This is a genomic window from Aminobacter carboxidus (assembly GCF_014863355.1).
Taxonomy (GTDB): Bacteria; Pseudomonadota; Alphaproteobacteria; order Rhizobiales; family Rhizobiaceae; genus Aminobacter; species Aminobacter carboxidus.
Genome location: NZ_JACZEP010000001.1, coordinates 956051 through 976083, shown reverse-complemented (window position 1 = coordinate 976083; position 20033 = coordinate 956051). Strand labels below are relative to the sequence as shown.

The window sequence follows — 20033 nt, the reverse complement described above, 5'->3', positions numbered from 1 at the left end:
CTCCTGTCAGGCGACGAAAGCACGGATGGTGTCGGCCACCACCTTGGGCTGCTCGAGCGTCGGGAAGTGCGTCCTGCCGGGCAGCTTGTTGGGCTGGTACCAGTCGTTGCCGGCGGCGAAATCGAGCTGCGCCTGGGCATATTCGGGCTCGAAGGGCTGCGAATAGATGTGGGTGATCGGACGCTTGTCCTTGAGTGCTGCCATGCGCTGCATCGGATTGCCCCATTTGCGATAGGCCTTGCCGATCTCGCGGCCGGACCGCGCCCACATTTCGAAGCTGTATTTGGCCATCTCGTTGTTGACGTGATTGACGATGTCCTGGTTCTCGGTGTCGCCGATCCAATAGTTGAAGAAATCGCCGCGGCCATTCTCCCAGTTTGTGCGATCCTGGATGTGGTCGATCATGCGGAAGAAGTCTTCGTTCGGCGTGGTCTGGATCCAGTCGATGACGACGGTACGCGGGATGCGCGCCACCCCCAGACGGTCGGTCACCTCGATGTTGGCCCAGCCGCCATGCGAGGTCGAGACCGGCACCAGCCTGTCGATGTTCATCTTGTCGAGGAAGGCGACGACGTCGGACGCCTGGTCGTCGACGGTGAAGTCGCCGTCATGTTCTCGGTGCTCGCCATGGCCGCGCCAGTCCAGGCGAATGACGCGATGGGTCCTGGCAAGCTCGGGCGCCAGCGTCTTGAACAGGCGGTGGTCCTGGCACCAGCCCGACAGAAGCAGCAGCACCTCGCCCTCGCCGGCCTCGTCATAAGAAAGCGTGTTGGCGCCGATCTGGATGGATTTCATCTGAGGTCTCCGAAATCTGGGGCGCTTCGCGCCCGATTTTCACTGGTCACGCAAGCGGCTCGGTGGCGGTCGGCGCATGACGAGCAGTCTTCATGCGCTCAGCGCCGAGTTCGCGGCTCTTGCCGGTAATCTTCATCACTTGCGAGCGCAGATCGTCAGGCCAGAAATTCATGTCCCCGAGGCGTTCGGCGGTGTCCTGGGTGTGCTCGGTGATCGGCCGTTCGCGCTCTTCCCAGGCAGCCAGCGCCTGCTCGATGTCGGCCGCATTTGCAACGGCGGCGGCGAGCCCAAGGCCGTTCATCAGCGCACAGCCGCCGCCCTGCCCGAGATAAGGCGGCATGGCATGCGTTGCATCGCCCAGGATCGCCGCGCGACCCTTGCTCCACTTCTTGAGCTTGACCACCTCGAACGCATCCCAACGACCGGCGTCTCCAAAACGCGAGACAAGATGGGCGAGATGCGGAAAGGATTCGGTCCACAGCGCCCGGTCGGCCGGAACCTTGAGCGCGGCAGCGTCATCGGCGGCGCAGCACAGCGCGACATAGAGGTCGGTGGCGCTGGCCGGGGTGTAGAGAATACGACGGGTGCCGGTGAAATATTCGATGTAGCGGTCGCGGTCCTCTGCCGGCACATCGGCATCGTCGCGGCCGATCAGCATGCGGATCGCGCCATAGCCGAGATGCTTGCGGTACATCATCAGGTCGAGCGAGTCGCGCACCTTTGAGTTGATACCATCGGCGCCGACGACGAGGTCGGCCTTGCGTCGCGCACCGTCGGCCAGCAGCAACTCGCCCTCTGACGTCGCGCCCACCGCTTCCGAATTGGTCATGATCTCGACACCGCTGCGGCGGCAGGTGTCGACCAGTGAATTGATCAGCTGCTCGCGCAGGATGGTGATCAGCCTGGCGTCACCCTGAGCGTTGATGGGGATTTCCTCCATCGTGGTGTTGTGGTGGTCGCGAGTATGGAACTGCGGTCCGATATGGGCGCCGACGACGGCCTGCTCATAGGCGCCGATCGCCTTCAACACGCGCAGACCGTTGCTCCAGATGTAGATGCCGGCGCCGAAGGTGCGCAGGTTCGGCGCGCGCTCATGCACTGTCACCGACCAGCCACGCTGGGCCAATGCGGCAGCCGTGGTCAGGCCGCCAATTCCAGCGCCTGCGATCTCCGCGTGGCGCCCGGCTCCGGTTCTCTCGGTCATGTCTGGGTTGTCCTCCCCGTGCGGCAAATCCTGCCGACGTCTGGGGCCCGGCCGCAACGAGGCGACTCGAGCCGAAATGCCTCCGCGCGCTGGCAACGCCCCGCACCGCCAACACGCCTCCTCACGGCAAGTTTCCAGTGATTGGACATTCAGACAAGTGAATTCTCTGGAAATTCCTATGAGGATTTGGAATATCAACTTGGACGCAAACGACTTGAAGGCAAGGCTCCGATGAAACTCGTCACCAGCCGTCTCACCATCCGCCATCTGCGCATGGTCGTGGCAATCGTCGAAGAGGGCAATCTGGTGCGCGCCGCCAAGCGCCTGAACATGACCCAGTCGGCGGTGACCAAGGCGCTGCAGGAAATCGAGGCATTGACCAAGGCGAGGCTGTTCGACCGCACCAATCGTGGCGTCGTGCCGACGATGTTCGGCGACACGCTGGCCGAGCACGCGCGCCTCGTCATCACCCAGCTGGCGCATGCCGAGGAACATCTCGCCGACCTGCGCGACGGCACCGGCGGGCGCGTCGCCATAGGCACCTTGCTGTCGGCGTCGGCCGAATTGCTGCCGACGGCCATCGCCCGCCTGCGCAAGGAGCGGCCCAAGCTCGTGGTCAAGATCGTCGAGGGCACCAATGACGTCTTGATCCCGGCACTGCGCGCCGGCGAACTCGACATGGTGGTTGGGCGCCTCTCCGAACAGCGCGATCGGCTGAATGTCGTCCAGGAGGTGCTGATGGACGACATCGCCTGTGTCGTGGCGCGTCGCGGCCATCCGCTGGCCGAGCGCAGCCAGCTCAACCTCGCCGACCTGATCGGCTGGGAATGGATCCTGCCGCCGCAGGAGACCAGCCTGCGCCGACAGATCGACATCGCCTTCCGCGAGGAAGGGCTGGAACCGCCGTCGCATGCGGTGGATTCCGTCTCGCTACTGACCAACAGGGCGCTGTTGATCGACGCCGACTATCTCGGCGTGTTTCCCGCCCAGGTCGCGCGCCGCGAGGCCGCCGCCGGCGCCATCGTCATACTGCCGGTAACCTTGCGCGCCACGGCCATGCCGATGGGCATCACCACCCGGACCAATGCGAGGCTGTCGCCGGCTGCCGAAGTGCTGGTGGAAACGCTTCGACGGACCGCCGCCGACTTGGCGCGCCATGACGTATAAGTAATCGCTGCACGATTGATATTCCCGCCCGTCATGGCTGGATGACGAGTTTTCCATTTACCGGAATGCTGGTTGGGCCAAGCTTGGCCGATTGGACAACACTGCGGAGGAGCAGCTGTTGCCTGCGGTCTCTACCCCGGAAAGCTGGCGCGTTGATGCCCCAGCCCCGTGGAAGCGCGCCGCCTGCCCCGCTGCACCTCCCTTTGAAATGTCCGCTGCAATGGCAAGCACACCGCGCCGGAGCGGAGGCGAATTTTGGGGAAGAGGAATAAATCTGATGCATTTCAAGGGAATCTTGTCGGCCGCCGTCATGGCACTGTCGGTCAGCGCGGCTTATGCCGAAGACCCGCTCAAGATCGGCATGATCACGACGCTTTCGGGTCCGGCCGGCTATCTCGGCCAGGACATCCGCGACGGCTTCCAGTTGGCCATCGACTCCAACAAAGGACAGCTTGGCGGCAAGGCCGTCGAACTGGTTGTCGAGGACGACAGCCTGAAGCCGGGCAACGCCAAACAGATCGCCGACAAGATGCTGTCCGAGCAAGGCATCAAGCTGTTCACCGGCATGGTGTTCGCCAACGTCGCCTTCGCCGCCCTGCCCGATATTCTCGACGGCGATGCGATCTATGTCAGCGCCAACACCGCGTCCGCGACCTTCGCCGGCAAGGAATGCCACCCGAACTACTTCGTCAGCTCCTGGCAGGACGACAGCCAGGGCGAGAGCGCCGGCGCGCTGGCCCAGTCTCTCGGCTACAAGAAGGCCTTCCTGATCGCGCCGAACTACCAGGCCGGCAAGGAAACGATGGGCGCCTTCAAGCGCTTCTACAAGGGAGAGGTCGTCGGCGAGACCTATACCGGCCTCGACCAGACCGACTTCGCCGCCGAGATGGCACAGATCCGCGCCGCCAAGCCCGACGTCGTCTACGAGTTCGAGCCGGGCGGCCTCGGCATCGCCTTCATGCGCCAGTACCAGCAGGCCGGCCTGCTCAAGGACATCCCGATGGTCGTCCATCCGGCGTCCCTCGACCAGGTCATCGTCGGTGCCGTCGGCGACGCCGCGCTCGGCGTGAAGGTCACCAGCCACTGGAACGACGACTTCGACAATCCTGTGAACAAGGACTTCGTCGCGGCCTGGAAGGCCAAGTTCGGCGACCGTCCGATCACCTATTATGCCGCCCAAGGCTATGACGCAGCACTTTTGATCGGCACCGGCCTTGAAAAGGCAAATGTCGACGACCTGCCGGCCTTCCGCAAGGCGCTGCTGAGCCAGGAAATCCCGTCGGTGCGCGGTTCGTTCAAGTTCGGCCCCAACCAGCACCCGGTGCAGGACTGGTACTCGCTCAAGGCGGAAAAGGGCGCGGACGGCAAGATGGTGCTCAAGACCGACACCAAGGTGCTGACCGCGCACAGCGACAGCTACGCTGCCGACTGCAAGATGCCGGCGGACTAGGAACCAAAGGAGACACGCGTCTCGGGCGGGCGGTCCCGGGACGCGTACTTGACCAGGATGCGCGAGGGGCCCGCAGCCCCCGGCAGCAGTGGCCAGCCACTCCTCCGGGCGACTGGCTTCAGGCAGTTGCAGCGTGGCTGCCGACGTAGAAGACCTCTCGGTCAAGCAAAGCGATGCCCTTGGTATCGATGCTGCTTCCGGGGCTGTTCAGCATTTCCCCACACGCGCGTCCGCCCATTCTTGCCAGCCCGGCGAGACAGCTTTACCCATCGTCACGCGGTAATCCCCTTCGGCATGTGGATTTTCTTGGCTTTGCAGGCCAATAACCATCAAACACTTGATGTGATGACGGTCGGCGGCAGGCGATTGGGTGTTGACCTTTGATCCATCTGGCTTTCCGATTGCAGCCGGAAATCGACGAAGGGCAAGATGCTGAAGACATCAGGGGCAGACACGGAAGGCGCAGCGGAGCGTCGCGCAATCAGCGCGGATCTGATCGCTGTGCTCGTCGCAGCCCCCAACGGCAACCCGGTTGTCCTGACGGTCAAGGACGGCACCACCCTGCCCTCAGGCCCGTTCGCGCTTGGTCACCGTTCGTTGCAATCGGGCTTGCGCGACTGGGTCGAACAGCAGACCGGCCACCCGCTGGGCTACATCGAGCAGCTCTACACCTTTGCCGACCGCGACCGCAGCATGGAGGAAGCCGCCCGCCGGGTGATTTCGATCAGCTATCTCGGGCTGACGCGCGAGGAGCCCTCGCATCGCACACCACCAGGCAGTTGGCGCAACTGGTACGAATTCTTCCCCTGGGAGGACCATCGCGCAGGCGCGCCGGCAATCATCGACGACATCATCGTGCCGCGCCTGTGCCAGTGGGCCGACGAACAACAAGACAAGCGGCAGAACCGGCTGCGCCGCGCCGCCAGCGCTTTCGGCTTCGACGACCGGCACTGGAATGAAGAGCTGGTGCTGCAGCGCTACGAGCTGCTTTTCGAGGCAGGAATGGTCGAAGAAGCGGTTCGCGCAAAAGCCGGGACCGGCAGTTCGGCCGTGCCCGGCAGGACTATGACCGGCGACCACAGGCGGATCCTGGCCACCGGCATCGGCCGCCTGCGGACCAAGATCAAGTATCGCCCGGTCGTGTTCGAGCTGATGCCGCCAGCCTTCACGCTGTTGCAGCTGCAGCGCGCGGTCGAAGCACTGGCCGGCGTGACTGTGCACAAACAGAATTTCCGCCGCCTCATCGAGCAGCAGGATCTGGTCGAGGAAACCGGGGAAATGAGCGCCGACACGGGCGGACGCCCAGCAAAACTGTTCCGCTTCCGCCACGCCGTGCTCGACGAACGTCAGGTCGCCGGAACCAAATAAGCGAAATCGCGCTTGACAGAGCTTATGCTCATGCTAAGCATATGTCCTTATTATACTCAGTTCGAGCATAATAAGGATGGCAAAATGTCTGGAATGACCCTCTCCGCCGCCTCACTCTATGACCGCGTCCAACGCGTCATTCCCGCCATAGAGTGGCCGGTCTTTTCCGAAGACATCGATGCCATCTTGAGGCTTAAGCGCGAGCGCAACGCCGTCATCCTGGCCCATAACTACCAGACCCCGGAGATCTTCCACTGCGTCGCCGATATCGTCGGCGACAGCCTGGCACTCGCCCGCAAGGCGATGGAGGTCGAGGCCGACGTGATCGTGCTCGCCGGCGTGCATTTCATGGCCGAGACGGCCAAGCTGCTGAACCCGTCCAAGACGGTGCTGATCCCCGACATGGGCGCCGGCTGCTCGCTGGCCGATTCGATCACGCCCGAGGACATTCGACTGCTGCGCCAGCGCTATCCCGGCGTGCCCGTCGTCACTTACGTCAACACCTCGGCCGCGGTGAAGGCGGAATCGGACATTTGCTGCACCTCGGGCAATGCCAAGGCGGTCGTGGAATCGCTCGGCGTGCCGCGCGTGCTGATGCTGCCGGATGAATATCTGGCACAAAACATCGCTGCCCAGACCGATGTCGAGATCATCGCCTGGAAAGGCCATTGCGAGGTGCATGAGCGCTTCACGCCAGAGGACATCCGCGAGATGCGCGCCGCCCATCCTGGCGTTACCGTGCTGGCTCACCCGGAATGCCCGCCCGAGGTCGTTGCGGAATCCGACTTCGCCGGCTCGACAGCCGCGATGTCCGACTATGTCGGCCGCGAGAAGCCGGCTCGCGTCGTCTTGGTGACCGAATGCTCGATGAGCGACAACGTTGCGGTCGACCATCCCGACGTCGAATTCATCCGGCCGTGCAATCTGTGCCCGCACATGAAGCTGATCACGCTCGGCAATATCCGCGCGGCACTCGAGCACAACCGCCATGCCGTGACCATCGATCCCGCTATCGCCGCCCGCGCCCGCCTCGCCGTCGAGCGGATGCTCGCGGTATGAACGACATCGTTCGCCTGGCTGGCCGACCGGTCGTCATCGGCGGCGGGCTGGCCGGCTTGATGACGGCGCTCGAACTGGCACCCGAGCCGGTCATACTGCTGTCGGCGGCCCCTCTGGGCGGTGAAGCATCGAGCTCCATTGCGCAAGGCGGGCTCGCGGCGGCGATCGGCAGCGACGACTCGCCCGAACTGCATCTTGCCGACACGCTGGCTGCCGGCGACGGCCTATGCGACGAAACAGTCGTCCGGCGCATCGTCGGGGCGGCGCCAGTGGCCATCGAGAGGCTCGCGGAGCTGGGCGTCGCCTTCGACCGTGATGCCAGCCGTGCCTTGTCGCTCGGGCTCGAGGCTGCCCATGCCCGCAGACGCATCGTGCATGCCGCAGGTGCTGCGACCGGGCGCGAACTGATGCGCGCGCTCGTAACCGCCGTACGGAACACGGCGTCGATCACGATTGTCGAAGGCTTCGCTGCACGCCAGCTGCTCGTCGAAAACGGTGCGATCACCGGTGTGCTCGCCGCAGGCAGCTCCGGCATCATGGCGTTTGCCACCAGCCGCGTCGTGCTCGCCTCGGGCGGTGTCGGCGGACTGTTCCGCGACACGACGAACCCGCTCGGCTGCTTTGGCCAGGGCCTGGCACTCGCGGCGCGCGTCGGTGCGGCATTTGCCGATCTCGAATTCATCCAGTTCCACCCGACCGCGCTCGACGGCCTGCTGCGGCCGATGCGGCTGGTCAGCGAGGCGGTACGCGGCGAAGGCGCGGTACTGATCGACGAGACGGGCAAGCGCTTCCTCGCCGACCTGCCGGGCGCCGAACTTGGCACTCGCGATGCGGTTGCACGTGGCGTCTATCGCCATCTCGCCCGCGGCCACAGGGTGTTTCTCGACGCACGGACGTGCCTGGGCAAAAGCTTCGCCGAGCGCTTTCCGACGATTGCTGGCTACTGCAACGAGGCGGGCATCGACCCTGCGCGCGACCCGATTCCGGTACGCCCCGCCGCGCACTATCATATGGGCGGCGTGGCTGTTGACCTCGAAGGCCGCAGCACCGTGCCGGGCCTGTGGGCTTGCGGCGAAGTCGCCTCGACCGGGTTGCACGGCGCCAACCGGCTTGCCAGCAACTCCCTGACCGAAGCCGTTGTCATGGCCAGTTGGGTGGCAAGAAGCGTCGCCGCCTCCCCTGAGGCGAACCGCACGGTAAGCGCCTTACCACAGGCGCCCACGCGCCCCGATCCCCGCGAAGCATGCGACATTGTCTCCTCCTCATTGGGCGTTCTGCGCGAGGGCACAGGCCTGCGCGCGGCGGCGACAGCACTGCTTCCGATTGCCAGCGGCAATTCGCCCGCCGCCGATCCGGCTGCGGTAGCGCTGATGATGGCCGTTTCGGCGCTTGGCCGCGAGGAAAGCCGCGGCGCCCATTGCCGCAGCGACTTCCCCCTGCGAAGCGGGGTCGCGCGCCGGTCGCGCATCACACTCGACGCGGCACTGCAGGCCGCGGCCTCGCTAGACACCTCGCCTATCGCCCGGAGCGCATGATGAACCTTTCGCCCTTGCCGCAGATCATGATCGAGCCGCTGGTTCGCGCTGCCTTGCTCGAAGATCTCGGCCGCGCCGGCGACATCACCACGGACGCCATCGTACCGGCGGGTCATCAGGCGGCGGTGGTGCTGGCAGCGCGTCAGGCGGGTGTCGTGGCCGGGCTCGACCTCGCAGCCCTGGCCTTCCGGCTGATAGACCCTTCAATCGAGATGACGGTCATGAAACCGGATGGCGGCCGGCTCGCTGCCGGCGACATCATCGCCAGGCTCAGCGGCCCGGCGCGCAGCCTGCTGACTGGCGAACGCGTTGCGCTCAATTTCCTGTCCCATCTCAGCGGCATCGCCACTGCGACAGCGGGGATCGTCGATGCCGTCGCCGGCCACAAGGCGCAAATCGTTTGCACACGCAAGACTACGCCCGGCCTGCGCGCGCTGGAGAAATATGCCGTGCGCTGCGGCGGCGGCTCCAACCACCGCTTCGGCCTCGACGACGCTGTGCTGATCAAGGACAACCACATCGCCATTGCAGGCGGTGTTCGCCCGGCCATCGAGCGCGCCAAAGCCAATGTCGGCCACATGGTGAAGATCGAGGTCGAGGTCGACACGCTGGAGCAACTTGCCGAGGCACTGGGGCTCGGAGTCGACGCCGTGCTGCTCGACAACATGACCCCTGACATGTTGGCCGAGGCAGTCCGGATGGTCGGCGGGCGCGCCATCACCGAGGCTTCGGGCCGGGTAAACCCCGCGACCGCCCCCGCGATCGCCGCCAGCGGTGTCGACTTGATTTCGGTCGGCTGGCTGACGCACAGCGCGCCGATCCTTGATATTGGACTGGACACAGCCCCCTGACCGGGGCAATGGTCCCGCCCCGAGTGGGATGGCAAGGACACGTCTTGGCAATGGAGAGCGCATGAACGCCGATTTGCACCTGAACGCAGCCGCAACTGGGATCAATGGCGCGCTGCCGCAGTGGAGCCGCGCAGAAGCCCAGGCGATCTACGATTCGCCCTTCAACGACCTGCTGTTTCGGGCTCAGACCATTCACCGCGAGAATTTCGACCCCAATCGCGTCCAGCTCAGCCGGTTGCTGTCGATTAAAACAGGCGGCTGCCCCGAGGATTGCGGCTATTGCAGCCAGTCATCGCGGCATGAATCCGGCCTCAAGGCCTCCAAGCTGATGGAAGTGCAGCGCGTTCTGGCCGAAGCCAAGAAGGCGAAGGACGCCGGCGCCACCCGCTATTGCATGGGCGCTGCCTGGCGCAGCCCCAAGGAGCGCGACATGGATGCAGTCGTCGCCATGATCGAGGGCGTCAAGGATCTCGGCATGGAGACCTGCATGACGCTCGGCATGCTCGATCTCGGTCAGGCGCAACGCCTGAAAGAGGCCGGTCTCGACTACTACAACCACAACATCGACACCTCCGAGCGCTACTACAACGAGATCATCACCACCCGCACCTTCGCCGACCGGCTGGATACGCTCGCCAATGTCCGCGACAGTGGCATCAAGGTCTGCTGCGGCGGCATCGTCGGCATGGGCGAGGAGAAGGCCGACCGCGTCGACATGCTGGTGACGCTGGCAAACCTGCCCGAGCATCCCGACAGTGTGCCGATCAACATGCTGATCCCGATCGAAGGCACCCCCCTGGGCGAGGCCGATCCGATCGAGCCGATCGAGTTCGTCCGCACCATCGCCCTTGCCCGTATCATGATGCCGAAGTCGCATGTGCGCCTGTCGGCTGGCCGCACGGCGATGAGCGACGAGATGCAGGCGCTATGCTTCTTCGCCGGCGCCAACTCGATTTTCGTCGGCGACACGCTTTTGACCGCCGAAAACCCCGGCGAAGACAAGGACAGCGCTCTGTTCCGCCGCCTTGGCATCCAGCCGATGGAGCGCGGCGAGTAGTGAGCGAGCGGGCTTTGCTCGACCGCTACGAGGCCAGCCTTCGCGGGCTGGCCCGCAAGAGCCGGCTGCGTTTGCTGAGCAGCCGCGCTGGGCTCGACTTCGCTTCCAACGACTATCTCGGACTGGCGGGCAACAAGCGCCTCGCCGATGCGGTTGCTGCGGCACTCGCCAATGGCACGCCAGTCGGTGCCACCGGCTCGCGCCTGTTGCGCGGCAACGACCCCGAGCATGAGGCACTGGAAGCAAAAGCCGCCAGCTTCTTTGGCACCGAACGTGCCCTGTTCTTCGGCGGCGGTTATGTCGCCAACTTCGCCGTGCTCACCACCCTGCCCCAGAAAGGCGATTTGGTCGTGCTCGACGATCTCATCCACGCCAGCGCCCATGAAGGCGCGCGCGCCGGCCGCGCCGCGGTGGTGGAAACCAGGCACAACGACGCCGACGCCATCGACCACGCCATCAAGGCCTGGCGCGCCAATGGCGGCGCCGGCCGCGCGTGGATCGTTGCCGAAAGCCTCTACAGCATGGATGGCGACCGCGCCCCGCTGGACGCTCTGGCAGAAGTGGCCGACCGGCACGAGGCTTTTCTGTTCGTCGACGAGGCGCATGCGACAGGTGTATACGGCCCCGACGGCCGTGGGCTGGCGCATCACCTCGAAGGCCGCGACAATGTCGTTGTGCTGCACACCTGCGGCAAGGCCCTTGGCGCCTCCGGCGCCCTAATCACCGCGCCAGCCGTGCTGTGCGATTACCTCGTCAACCGCTGCCGGCCCTTCATCTATGCCACGGCGCCGTCGCCGCTGATGGCGGTTGCGGCTGCGGCTGCGCTCGACATTGTCACCGACGAGCCGGAACGCCGCGAACAGTTGGCGAGGCTGGTGGCGCTGGCGGGCGAAAAGGCTTCGGCACTGGGCTTTCCGCCGAGCGGATCGCAGATCTTGCCCATCGTCGTCGGCGACAATGCGCGCGCCATGGCTTTGGCCGAAGCGCTGCAGGCGCGCGGCTTCGATGTGCGCGGCATCCGCCCGCCGACCGTGCCCGAAGGCACGGCGCGGCTCAGGATATCGCTGACGCTCAAAGTCGGCGAAGACGATGTTTCGGCGCTGTTTGCAGCGCTTGCCGAGGAATGCTCCGGATGATGGCACAGACACCGGCCAAGATTGTGGTGACCGGCACAGACACCGGCATCGGCAAGACCGCGTTCGCGGCTGGTCTCACCGCCCTGCTGGACGGCATCTACTGGAAGCCGGTGCAATCGGGCATCGAGGAGGAGACCGACAGCGAGATCGTCACGCGGCTCGCCACGCTGTCGCCAGAGCGCGTCCTGCCAGAGACATGGCGGCTGAAGGAGCTGCTGTCGCCGCATCGCGCCGCCGAACTCGACGGCGTCGAGATCGATGCCGAGGCGCTGGCCTTGCCGGCCACCGAACGGCCGCTTGTCATCGAAGGTGCCGGCGGACTGATGGTACCGGTCAACCGGCGCGCGCTCTACATCGACGTCTTCGCACGCTGGGCAGCCCCCGTGGTGCTCTGCGCCCGCACCGGCCTCGGCACGATCAACCACACGCTCTTGTCCATCGAGGCGCTGCGCAGCCGTTCGGTCCCGCTGCTGGGCGTGGCCTTCATCGGCGACGAGATGGCCGATACCCAGCGCACCATCGCCGAGATGGGCAACGTGCGCGTACTCGGCCGCCTGCCGCGCCTCGACCCGCTGACGCCGCAGGCATTAGCCGAAGCCATGCGGGCGAACTTCAATGCGGCCGACTTCCTGGAGGCCCAGTTCTTCGAGACCAAGACATGAGCCGCTCCGCCGTCTGGCACCCCTTCACCCAGCACGCGACCGAGCCTGCAGCGCCGCTGATTGCGCGCACCGAGGGCGCCTATGTCGAAACGGCCGACGGCAAGCGCATCCTTGATGCGATCTCGTCGTGGTGGGTCATCACGCACGGCCACAGGCATCCGAAGATCGTCGAAGCGATCCGCAACGCCACCGAAACGCTAGACCAGGTGATCTTCGCCGGCCTGACGCACGAACCGGCGGAGCAGCTAGCATCCGCCCTGGTCGAAATGGCACCTGCGGGACTCGACTGGGTGTTTTATTCCGACAGCGGCTCGACCAGCGTCGAGGTGGCGCTGAAGATGGCACTTGGCTTCCACCGCAACAACGGCGATGCCCGCACGCGGCTGGTGGTCATGGAGCACAGCTACCATGGCGACACCATCGGCACGATGAGCGTCGGCGCGCGCGGCGTGTTCAATGCCGCCTACGATCCGCTGCTGTTCGAGGTCGACACCATCCCCTTCCCCGCGCCGGGTCGCGAGCAGGAGACGCTCGACCGCTTCGAGGCATTGACCCGCGACGGCAAGGCAGCAGCCCTCATCGTCGAGCCGTTGGTGCTCGGTGCCGGCGGCATGCTGATGTATCCAGCCCAGCGGTTGACCGAGCTCAAGCAAATCGCCGAGCGATCGGGTACGCTTTTGATCGCCGACGAGGTAATGACCGGATGGGGCCGCACCGGCACCATGTTCGCCTGCGAACAGGCCGGCGTTTCACCCGACATTCTGTGCACCTCCAAGGGCCTGACCGGGGGCTCGATGCCGCTGGCGGCGACGCTCGCCACCGAGGCGATCTTCCAGGCGCATCTTTCCACCGACCGCGCCAAGACCTTCTTCCATTCAAGTTCGTACACTGCGAACCCCATCGCCTGTGCTGCGGCCCTTGCCAATGTTGCGCTCTGGCGCGACGAGCCGGTGGCCGAGCGGGTGGCGGCACTGTCGCGCATGCAGGCGGACAAGCTCGCGCGCTTCAGAAACGATGAGCGTTTCGAAAACCTGCGCACGGCTGGCACCATCTCGGCGCTTGACCTGCGCGTCGGCAAGGCAGGCTATCTCGCCGAGGTCGGGCCGAAACTGCGCGCCTTCTTCCTCGAGCGCGACCTGCTGGTCAGGCCGCTCGGCAATGTCATCTACGTGCTGCCGCCCTATTGCGTGACATCAGGCGAACTCGACCGGCTCTATGACGCCGTAGACGAGGCCGCCGAACTTGCCGGCGGCGGCGGATGAACCGCACGGCACGCATCGCCGGCTTCGGCCACCATGTACCAGGCCGCAAGGTGGAAAACGCCGAGATCGAGGTGAGCCTCGGCCTCGACGCCGGCTGGATCGAGGGTCGCACCGGCATCCAATCGCGCTTCTGGGCCGAACCTCAGGACACGCTGTCGGGATTGGCCGCGAAGGCCGGGGAGATGGCGCTTGAGGCCGCCGGCATCGATCGAAAAGATGTCGGCCTGCTGCTTCTCGCCACCTCGACACCCGACCACCTCCTGCCGCCGAGTGCGCCGCTGGTAGCGCACAAGCTTGGGCTCGACCGAGCCGGTGGCGTCGATCTCGCCGGGGCCTGCGCAGGCTTCATCTATGCGTTGACCTTCGCCGATGGCTTCGTGCGGTTGCACAACAAGCCGGCAGTCGTCATCGCAGCGAACATCCTCAGCCGCCGCATCAACTCGGCCGAGCGCGCAAGTGCGGTGCTGTTCGCCGACGCTGCGGGGGCTGTCGTGCTCAAGCCTTCCGACGACCCCGGCCATGGCATTCTGGGCGCCTCGGTCGATGCCGACGGCGCGGGCTACGGGCTGATCCAGATCCCGGCCGGCGGCAGCAACCGGCCTTTCTCCGACGAACTCGACATCGCCGAAACGCGCATGACCATCGCTGATGGCCGCGCCGTGTTCGCCAAGGCAGTCGAGATGATGAGCCGCTGCTCAACGGAAGCGCTCGCCGCAGCGGGGCTTGATATTTCTGATATCAGCCGCTTCGTGCCGCACCAGGCCAACGCCCGCATCTTCAACGCCGTCGGCAAGTCGCTCGGTATCGCCGACGACAGGATCGTCAAGACGATCGCCGACTATGGCAACTCGTCGGCGGCGACGATCCCGCTTTCGCTTTCGCTGGCGGACCGGGCGGACCCGTTCCAGCGCGGCGAAAAGCTGCTGCTTTCGGCAGCGGGCGCCGGCATGACCGGCGGTGCGCTGGTGATTGGAATGTAACTTCGCGCCGTCCGGCGTATCAGGGAGGAAGAATGCGCAAGATCGTCGCCGGCAAGCTGCACGGTATCCACGTCACCGAAGCCAACCTGAATTACCACGGCTCGATCACGCTCGACCCCGACCATTGCGAGGAAGCCGGCATCCTGCCGATGGAGTTCGTCGAAATCTGGAACAAGAGCTCCGGCGCGCGGATCTCGACCTATGTGATCCTCGGCGAGCGCGGCTCGCGGTGCTGCATCCTCAATGGCGCTGCCGCCCGCACCTGTCAGGCCGGCGACCAGGTGATCATCTGCAATTCGGTCTATGTCAACGAGAGCGAAATCACTGCGCTCAAGCCGCGCGTGCTGACCTTCGACAAGGACAACCGCATCGCCGACCGGCTGACCTATTCGGTCGAGCGCGACCCAGTCGGCCGCTACAGCTTCTCGATCCTGGACGAGGCCAGTGCGAAACTTTCCATTCCTGCGCTGGTCAGCAATCACTAACTGCTTCGCCATTGCGACAAGGCAATAGCGTTTCGCCTGATTGCGCAGGCACCGCAGCTATGCCGCGTCCCATCGATTGCAACGCGACTAATATTCCCGCAAAAATGGAACACTAGGCATATGCGGGGGGATCGTCGGTACAGCATGCATGGCAAAGCGGGGGAAACTGTCAACTTCGTCTGGATCGGCGCCAAGCTTGGCGGATTGCACGCTGCCTGTATCCGCTCTTTTCAGCGACATGGGTATCGCGCCGTGCTGCACACGTTCGACCCGCCTGCCGACATTCCCGACGATGTCGAGATTTTCGACGCCTCGCAATTGCTATCAAGGCACGAGATCGTTGCCTACAAACGCGAGAAGAGCCTGGCGCTAACCGCGAACATTTACCGCTACAGGCTGCTTGAGGCCGGGCTCGGCCTTTACGCAGATTGCGACGTCTACTGCTTGCGGCCGTTTCCTCAGCAAGAATGGCTTTTCGGCTGGGAAACGAACGGCGTCATCAACAACGCTGTCCTCAAGGCACCAGCAGACAGCGATCTCGTGAGAAGCCTGGTCCAGAGCACCACCGGCCGGCATTTCATTGCGCCGTGGTGGTCGCCGAGAAAGAAAGCGGCATACAGCCAGCTCAAGAAGCTCGGGCTTGGGCGCGATATCAAACACACCAAATGGGGGACGACCGGCCCCAGGCTTCTGACCTATTTCATCAAGGAGTACGGCTTGGGAGACAAGGCGCTTCCCATGGATTCGTTCTACCCCATCCATCAAAAGATGACCGATCTGCTCTTTGACAGCGAGCTCTCGATCAAGGACATAACGACGCCGAGGACCTACGCGATCCATCTGTACAACAACTCGATCGCGCCAACCGTCACCCCACCGGCAGGCAGCCCACTCGCCGAAATCCTCGCGCCTTCTTAGGAGCCCTACCGTTTTCAGATGACCTGCCGTTTATGGCTATCCACCGGCACAAGGGCGCGCCGGTGGATGGATTGTCAAACTCGCCTCCAAACGACGATTGACGGCTTAGCGGCGTTCGAGGTGCTCGACGGCGAGGAAGGCGGCCTTGGCGGCCAGCGACAGCTGCTTGGCGGCTTCGACGCGCAGCGGCGTGTAATAGTGCTCCTCGTGCAGCATGTTGACGGTGCCGAGCATCGTGTCGCCGACAAAAACCGGCCAGTTGAGCACCGAACCGCAGCCGAGCGACCAGATCAGCTCGTGATCCGGAAAGACATCGGCAATGTCCTTGATGGTGTTGGCGACGAAGGGTTGGCGCTGGACGTGGATCGTCTCGAACCAATGGGTGCGGTTGATCGGCTTGGTGCCCGAGACGGGATAGGCATCCGGATGGCTGGTATAGGTGCGGCCCGAGACCTCGGTGGCCCAGTCGAGCTTCATCACGGTGAAAAGCTTGGCGCCAACGACGACGTCGGCCAGAACCTGCAGCGCTGCCCACACGCCCTCGACCTCTGATGTGGTCGCAATGGCGGCATCGAAGGCGGCCAGCGCCTCGGCGAAATTGGTCTCTGTCATGATGTACCTCTATTTCAAGTCTTGGGAAGCGACGCGCTGAAGCTGGTCAGTTCGCGCGAATAGGGATCGACAAGCGCGCCGTGCTTGAGCTGGTCGACACTGGCGACCTCGACGACGCGGCCATGGCGCATGACGGCAAGGCGGTCGCACAGGAACGAAACCACAGGCAGGTTGTGCGTGACCATCAGATAGGTCAGCCCCTGCTCACGGCGCAAGCGCTTGAGCAGGTTGAGGATTTCCGCCTGCACCGAGACGTCGAGCGCCGATGTCGGCTCGTCGAGTAGCAGCATCCGGGGCTTGAGGATCAGCGCACGGGCAATCGCCACACGCTGGCGCTGGCCGCCCGAAAGCTGGTGCGGGAAGCGGAAGCGGAAGCGGCGGTCGAGACCAACCGACTGCATGACTTCGTCGACGCGTTCGCCGCTGTTGCCGATGCCGTGGATGGTCAGCGGCTCGCTCAGCGTCGCGTCGACAGTCTTGCGCGGGTGCAGCGAGCCGTAAGGATCCTGGAACACCATCTGGCACTGCTTGGCGAAGGCACGGTCGATGCCGTGCGTGCGCGGCTCGCCAAACACCGAGATCGAACCGGTCCAGCTCTTGGCCATGCCGGCGATGGCCTTGAGCACGGTGGTCTTGCCCGAGCCGCTTTCGCCGACCAGCGCGAAGCTCTCGCCCTCGGCGACTTCGAAGCCGATGCCGTGGGTAACTTTCGAATCGCCATAGGAGATGTCGAGATTGTCGATCGCCAGCGCGTTCATGTCGAAGCCCCAGTACGTTCGAGGACAGGGAGTTCGTCGCGGCTTTCGTCGATGCGCGGGATCGAAGCAAGCAGACCGCGCGTGTAGGGATGCTTGGCGTTCTTGAGCTCGCCGGCATCGCACTCCTCGACCACCTCGCCGCTGCGCATCACCAGGATGCGGTCGCAATAGGCCGAGACGAGATCGAGATCATGGCTGATCAAGATCAGGCCCATGCCCTTGCGCTTGACCAGATCGTCGATGATCTCGAGCACCTGGGCCTGGACGGAGACATCGAGCGCCGATGTCGGCTCGTCGGCGATCAGCAGATCAGGCTCGGGGATCAACATCATGGCGATCATGACACGCTGGCCCATGCCGCCCGACACTTCGTGCGGGTAGAGCCCAAGCACGCGCTCGGGATCGTTGATGCGCACGGCTTCAAGCATGGCGAGCGTGCGATTGCGGATATCGCTGCGGCCGAGCTTCTGGTGGGTCAGCAGCGCTTCGGCGATCTGGTCGCCGATGGTCATGACCGGGTTCAGCGAGAATTTCGGATCCTGCATGACCATCGAAATGCGGGCGCCGCGGATCGAGCGCATCTGCTTTTCGGACAGCGAAAGAAGATCGGTGCCGTTGAAGGTCATCTCGTCGGCGGTGACCTGGCCGGGCGAACGGATCAGCCGCAGGATCGAGCGGCCGGTCATCGACTTGCCGGATCCACTCTCGCCGACGATGCCGAGGCGTTCGCGGCCAAGCGTCAGCGACAGGCCCTTGACCACGTCGACCGGACCACGTGCCGTCGGGAACGTGACCTTCAGGTTGCGGATTTCAAGCAGCGCGTTCATTGCCGATCTCCATGCTTGGGGTCGAGCACATCGCGCAGGCCGTCACCGAGGAAACAGAAGCCGAGGCTGACGATGACGATGGCAAAGCCGGGCATCGTCGCCACCCACCACTGGTCGAGGATGAAGGAGCGGCCGCGCGAGATCATCGCGCCCCATTCGGGCAGCGGCGGCTGGGCGCCGAGGCCGATGAAGCCGAGGCCGGCGGCCGTCAGGATGATGCCGGCCATGTCGAGCGTGACGCGGATGATCATCGAGGACGTGCACAGCGGCAGGATGTGGTTGACGATGACGCGGAACGACGAGGCGCCCTGCAGTTCGACCGCCGAGACAAACTCGGAATTGCGGATCGTCAGGGTTTCAGCTCTGGCGATGCGGGCATAGCCCGGCCAGGTGGCGATGGCGATGGCGATGATGGCGTTCTGGATACCGGGTCCGAGGGCCGCGACAAAGGCCAGCGCCAGGATCAGCTTGGGCATCGACAGGAAGATGTCAGTGATGCCCATCAGGATGCGATCGACCCAGCCACCGAAGTAGCCGGCCACGGCACCGATCACCAGTCCGACAGGGGCGGCAAGGACTGCCACCAGCGCAACGATCATCAGCGTGATGCGCGCGCCGTAGACGACGCGGCTCCAGATATCGCGGCCAAGTTCGTCGGTACCCATCCAGTTGTCCCAGCTCGGCGGCTTGAGCCGCATGGCGAGATCCTGGCCAATCGGCGAATGGGTGGCGATCCAGGGTGCAAACAGCGCCACCAGGATCAGCGTCGCCACGATGATCGCACCGACCATGGCCAGCGGATTGCGCGAAAGCGCGCGGGCCAGCCGGTAGCTGCGGCCAAGGCGGGCCTGCAGGCGCGAGGACGGCGAATCGTCGAGAAGCCAGTCACGTGTCGTCGCCATCAGCGTGCCCTCGGGTCGAGGACGCGGTAGAGCACGTCCGAAATCTTGTTGATGCCGATGAAGACGGCGCCGATGACCAGCGTCGCGCCCAGAACGGCGTTCATGTCGGCGTTGAGCAGCGCCGTCGTCAGGTAGTTGCCGATGCCGGGCCAGGAGAACACCGTCTCGATCATCACAGATCCTTCGAGCAGGCCGGCATAAGACAGGCCGATGACCGTGATGAGCGGAACCAGGATCGGCCGGAAGGCATGGCGCCACAGCACCAGCCGTTCGGATACGCCCTTGACGCGGGCGGTGGTGACATACTCCTGTGCCAGCTGGTCGAGCATGAAGGAACGCGTCATGCGCGCGATGTAGGCAAGGCTGAAGAAGCCGAGCACGGCGGCCGGCAGCGCGATATGGGTCAGCGCATTGACGAAAATCTCGATATCGCCGGCAAGCAGGCTGTCGATCAGCAACAGACCGGTGACCGGCTCGATGATGCCATCATAGAAAATGTCGATACGGCCCGGACCGCCGACCCACTGCAGCTTGGCGTAGAACAGCGCCAGGCCGACAAGGCCGAGCCAGAACGCCGGCACCGAATAACCAAGCAGGCCGACGACACGGATGACCTGGTCGACGAGGCTACCCTGGCGGCTTGCGGCATAGACACCCATTGGCACGCCCAGCGCCACGCCGATGATGATGCCGATCGTCGCCATTTCGAGGGTTGCCGGAAAGACGCGGGCCAGATCCTCGGCGACGGGCCTGCCTGTTGACACCGACATGCCGAGATCGCCCGTCAGCACGTTGCCGACATAGTGGAAGAATTGGACGATCAGCGGCTTGTCCAGGCCCATTTCAATACGGACGGCCTCATAGACGGCGCGCGGGGCGCGATCGCCAACGACAGCGAGGACCGGATCAATCGGTACGACGCGGCCGATGAAGAAGGTGATGGCAAGGAGGCCGAGGAAGGTGAAGGCTACGGCGACGAGGACGCCAAGCACGCCTTTGACCGTT

20 protein-coding genes are annotated in these 20033 nt (G+C 64.5%); 13 read left to right on the top strand and 7 right to left on the bottom strand.

From position 1 onward, the window contains the following. Positions 1 to 6: 6 nt before the first annotated feature. Positions 7 to 795: an alpha/beta fold hydrolase gene (locus IHE39_RS04550; RefSeq protein ID WP_192565640.1), complete on the bottom strand. Its 789-nt coding sequence runs from the start codon at positions 793 to 795 to the stop codon at positions 7 to 9. A gap of 46 nt (positions 796 to 841) precedes the next feature. Beyond that, on the bottom strand, positions 842 to 1999 hold the full coding sequence (locus IHE39_RS04545) for an FAD-dependent oxidoreductase (protein ID WP_192565639.1): 1158 nt from the start codon (positions 1997 to 1999) through the stop codon (positions 842 to 844). A gap of 231 nt (positions 2000 to 2230) precedes the next feature. Here IHE39_RS04545 and IHE39_RS04540 point away from each other — a divergent pair, with 231 nt between their 5' ends. From IHE39_RS04540 to IHE39_RS04480, 13 genes are all read left to right on the top strand, one after another. Then, a complete protein-coding gene (locus tag IHE39_RS04540; RefSeq protein WP_192565638.1) occupies positions 2231 to 3166 on the top strand; it encodes a LysR family transcriptional regulator in 936 nt (311 codons plus the stop codon). 277 nt (positions 3167 to 3443) lie between these two features. Then, positions 3444 to 4616 (top strand): ABC transporter substrate-binding protein, encoded by a 1173-nt coding sequence (locus IHE39_RS04535; protein ID WP_192565637.1) that lies wholly within the window; start codon positions 3444 to 3446, stop codon positions 4614 to 4616. A 429-nt stretch (positions 4617 to 5045) separates the two neighbouring features. Then, positions 5046 to 5984 carry an NUDIX hydrolase gene (locus tag IHE39_RS04530; protein WP_192565636.1) on the top strand — a complete coding sequence of 313 codons (939 nt, stop codon included), beginning with the start codon at positions 5046 to 5048 and terminating at the stop codon, positions 5982 to 5984. 84 nt (positions 5985 to 6068) lie between these two features. Continuing rightward, positions 6069 to 7043: a quinolinate synthase NadA gene (gene nadA / locus IHE39_RS04525; RefSeq protein ID WP_192565635.1), complete on the top strand. Its 975-nt coding sequence runs from the start codon at positions 6069 to 6071 to the stop codon at positions 7041 to 7043. Further along, entirely contained in the window at positions 7040 to 8578 is a 1539-nt protein-coding gene (locus tag IHE39_RS04520) for an L-aspartate oxidase (RefSeq protein WP_192565634.1), read from the top strand. The genes nadA and IHE39_RS04520 overlap by 4 nt, the downstream gene beginning before the upstream one ends. Beyond that, the gene (gene nadC, locus IHE39_RS04515) at positions 8578 to 9429 is read left to right on the top strand and encodes a carboxylating nicotinate-nucleotide diphosphorylase (protein ID WP_184768901.1); all 852 of its coding nucleotides are present in this window, start codon (positions 8578 to 8580) and stop codon (positions 9427 to 9429) included. Before IHE39_RS04520 ends, nadC begins: the two co-directional genes overlap by 1 nt. A 61-nt stretch (positions 9430 to 9490) precedes the next feature. Then, entirely contained in the window at positions 9491 to 10486 is a 996-nt protein-coding gene (bioB, locus tag IHE39_RS04510; RefSeq protein WP_192565633.1) for a biotin synthase BioB, read from the top strand. Beyond that, positions 10486 to 11622 (top strand): aminotransferase class I/II-fold pyridoxal phosphate-dependent enzyme, encoded by a 1137-nt coding sequence (locus tag IHE39_RS04505; RefSeq protein ID WP_192565632.1) that lies wholly within the window; start codon positions 10486 to 10488, stop codon positions 11620 to 11622. Before bioB ends, IHE39_RS04505 begins: the two co-directional genes overlap by 1 nt. Then, complete coding sequence (gene bioD / locus IHE39_RS04500; protein ID WP_434781278.1) at positions 11619 to 12284, top strand: dethiobiotin synthase; 666 nt, start codon at positions 11619 to 11621, stop codon at positions 12282 to 12284. Before IHE39_RS04505 ends, bioD begins: the two co-directional genes overlap by 4 nt. Then, on the top strand, positions 12281 to 13546 hold the full coding sequence (locus tag IHE39_RS04495) for an adenosylmethionine--8-amino-7-oxononanoate transaminase (RefSeq protein ID WP_192565631.1): 1266 nt from the start codon (positions 12281 to 12283) through the stop codon (positions 13544 to 13546). The genes bioD and IHE39_RS04495 overlap by 4 nt, the downstream gene beginning before the upstream one ends. Next, positions 13543 to 14526, top strand: coding sequence for a 3-oxopimeloyl-[acyl-carrier-protein] synthase BioZ (gene bioZ / locus IHE39_RS04490; protein WP_192565630.1), 984 nt, complete (start codon positions 13543 to 13545; stop codon positions 14524 to 14526). The genes IHE39_RS04495 and bioZ overlap by 4 nt, the downstream gene beginning before the upstream one ends. A 32-nt stretch (positions 14527 to 14558) precedes the next feature. Then, positions 14559 to 15011, top strand: a complete 453-nt coding sequence (panD, locus tag IHE39_RS04485) for an aspartate 1-decarboxylase (RefSeq protein ID WP_184768895.1) — start codon at positions 14559 to 14561, stop codon at positions 15009 to 15011. 144 nt (positions 15012 to 15155) lie between these two features. Further along, positions 15156 to 15929, top strand: a complete 774-nt coding sequence (locus tag IHE39_RS04480; protein ID WP_192565629.1) for a hypothetical protein — start codon at positions 15156 to 15158, stop codon at positions 15927 to 15929. A 105-nt stretch (positions 15930 to 16034) separates the two neighbouring features. On the opposite strand, the gene IHE39_RS04475 is transcribed toward IHE39_RS04480, so the two are convergent. The 5 genes from IHE39_RS04475 to IHE39_RS04455 are packed head-to-tail and all read right to left on the bottom strand — an operon-like array spanning position 16035 to position 20020. Next, positions 16035 to 16541 carry a GAF domain-containing protein gene (locus IHE39_RS04475; RefSeq protein WP_184768893.1) on the bottom strand — a complete coding sequence of 169 codons (507 nt, stop codon included), beginning with the start codon at positions 16539 to 16541 and terminating at the stop codon, positions 16035 to 16037. Positions 16542 to 16555: 14 nt separating this feature from the next. Then, positions 16556 to 17299, bottom strand: a complete 744-nt coding sequence (locus IHE39_RS04470) for an ABC transporter ATP-binding protein (RefSeq protein ID WP_192565628.1) — start codon at positions 17297 to 17299, stop codon at positions 16556 to 16558. Continuing rightward, the gene (locus IHE39_RS04465; RefSeq protein ID WP_184768891.1) at positions 17296 to 18126 is read right to left on the bottom strand and encodes an ABC transporter ATP-binding protein; all 831 of its coding nucleotides are present in this window, start codon (positions 18124 to 18126) and stop codon (positions 17296 to 17298) included. Before IHE39_RS04465 ends, IHE39_RS04470 begins: the two co-directional genes overlap by 4 nt. Continuing rightward, entirely contained in the window at positions 18123 to 19028 is a 906-nt protein-coding gene (locus IHE39_RS04460; protein ID WP_192565627.1) for an ABC transporter permease, read from the bottom strand. The genes IHE39_RS04465 and IHE39_RS04460 overlap by 4 nt, the downstream gene beginning before the upstream one ends. Further along, the gene (locus IHE39_RS04455; protein WP_192566049.1) at positions 19028 to 20020 is read right to left on the bottom strand and encodes an ABC transporter permease subunit; all 993 of its coding nucleotides are present in this window, start codon (positions 20018 to 20020) and stop codon (positions 19028 to 19030) included. Before IHE39_RS04455 ends, IHE39_RS04460 begins: the two co-directional genes overlap by 1 nt. Positions 20021 to 20033: the final 13 nt, after the last annotated feature.

Bases quoted from the DNA above. Each gene is read 5' to 3' on its own strand.
- IHE39_RS04550 (WP_192565640.1), bottom strand. From the start codon at position 795: ATGAAATCCATCCAGATCGGCGCCAACACGCTTTCTTATGACGAGGCC.
- IHE39_RS04545 (WP_192565639.1), bottom strand. From the start codon at position 1,999: ATGACCGAGAGAACCGGAGCCGGGCGCCACGCGGAGATCGCAGGCGCT.
- IHE39_RS04540 (WP_192565638.1), top strand. From the start codon at position 2,231: ATGAAACTCGTCACCAGCCGTCTCACCATCCGCCATCTGCGCATGGTC.
- IHE39_RS04535 (WP_192565637.1), top strand. From the start codon at position 3,444: ATGCATTTCAAGGGAATCTTGTCGGCCGCCGTCATGGCACTGTCGGTC.
- IHE39_RS04530 (WP_192565636.1), top strand. From the start codon at position 5,046: ATGCTGAAGACATCAGGGGCAGACACGGAAGGCGCAGCGGAGCGTCGC.
- nadA (WP_192565635.1), top strand. From the start codon at position 6,069: ATGTCTGGAATGACCCTCTCCGCCGCCTCACTCTATGACCGCGTCCAA.
- IHE39_RS04520 (WP_192565634.1), top strand. From the start codon at position 7,040: ATGAACGACATCGTTCGCCTGGCTGGCCGACCGGTCGTCATCGGCGGC.
- nadC (WP_184768901.1), top strand. From the start codon at position 8,578: ATGAACCTTTCGCCCTTGCCGCAGATCATGATCGAGCCGCTGGTTCGC.
- bioB (WP_192565633.1), top strand. From the start codon at position 9,491: ATGAACGCCGATTTGCACCTGAACGCAGCCGCAACTGGGATCAATGGC.
- bioD (WP_434781278.1), top strand. From the start codon at position 11,619: ATGATGGCACAGACACCGGCCAAGATTGTGGTGACCGGCACAGACACC.
- IHE39_RS04495 (WP_192565631.1), top strand. From the start codon at position 12,281: ATGAGCCGCTCCGCCGTCTGGCACCCCTTCACCCAGCACGCGACCGAG.
- bioZ (WP_192565630.1), top strand. From the start codon at position 13,543: ATGAACCGCACGGCACGCATCGCCGGCTTCGGCCACCATGTACCAGGC.
- panD (WP_184768895.1), top strand. From the start codon at position 14,559: ATGCGCAAGATCGTCGCCGGCAAGCTGCACGGTATCCACGTCACCGAA.
- IHE39_RS04480 (WP_192565629.1), top strand. From the start codon at position 15,156: ATGCATGGCAAAGCGGGGGAAACTGTCAACTTCGTCTGGATCGGCGCC.
- IHE39_RS04475 (WP_184768893.1), bottom strand. From the start codon at position 16,541: ATGACAGAGACCAATTTCGCCGAGGCGCTGGCCGCCTTCGATGCCGCC.
- IHE39_RS04470 (WP_192565628.1), bottom strand. From the start codon at position 17,299: ATGAACGCGCTGGCGATCGACAATCTCGACATCTCCTATGGCGATTCG.
- IHE39_RS04465 (WP_184768891.1), bottom strand. From the start codon at position 18,126: ATGAACGCGCTGCTTGAAATCCGCAACCTGAAGGTCACGTTCCCGACG.
- IHE39_RS04460 (WP_192565627.1), bottom strand. From the start codon at position 19,028: ATGGCGACGACACGTGACTGGCTTCTCGACGATTCGCCGTCCTCGCGC.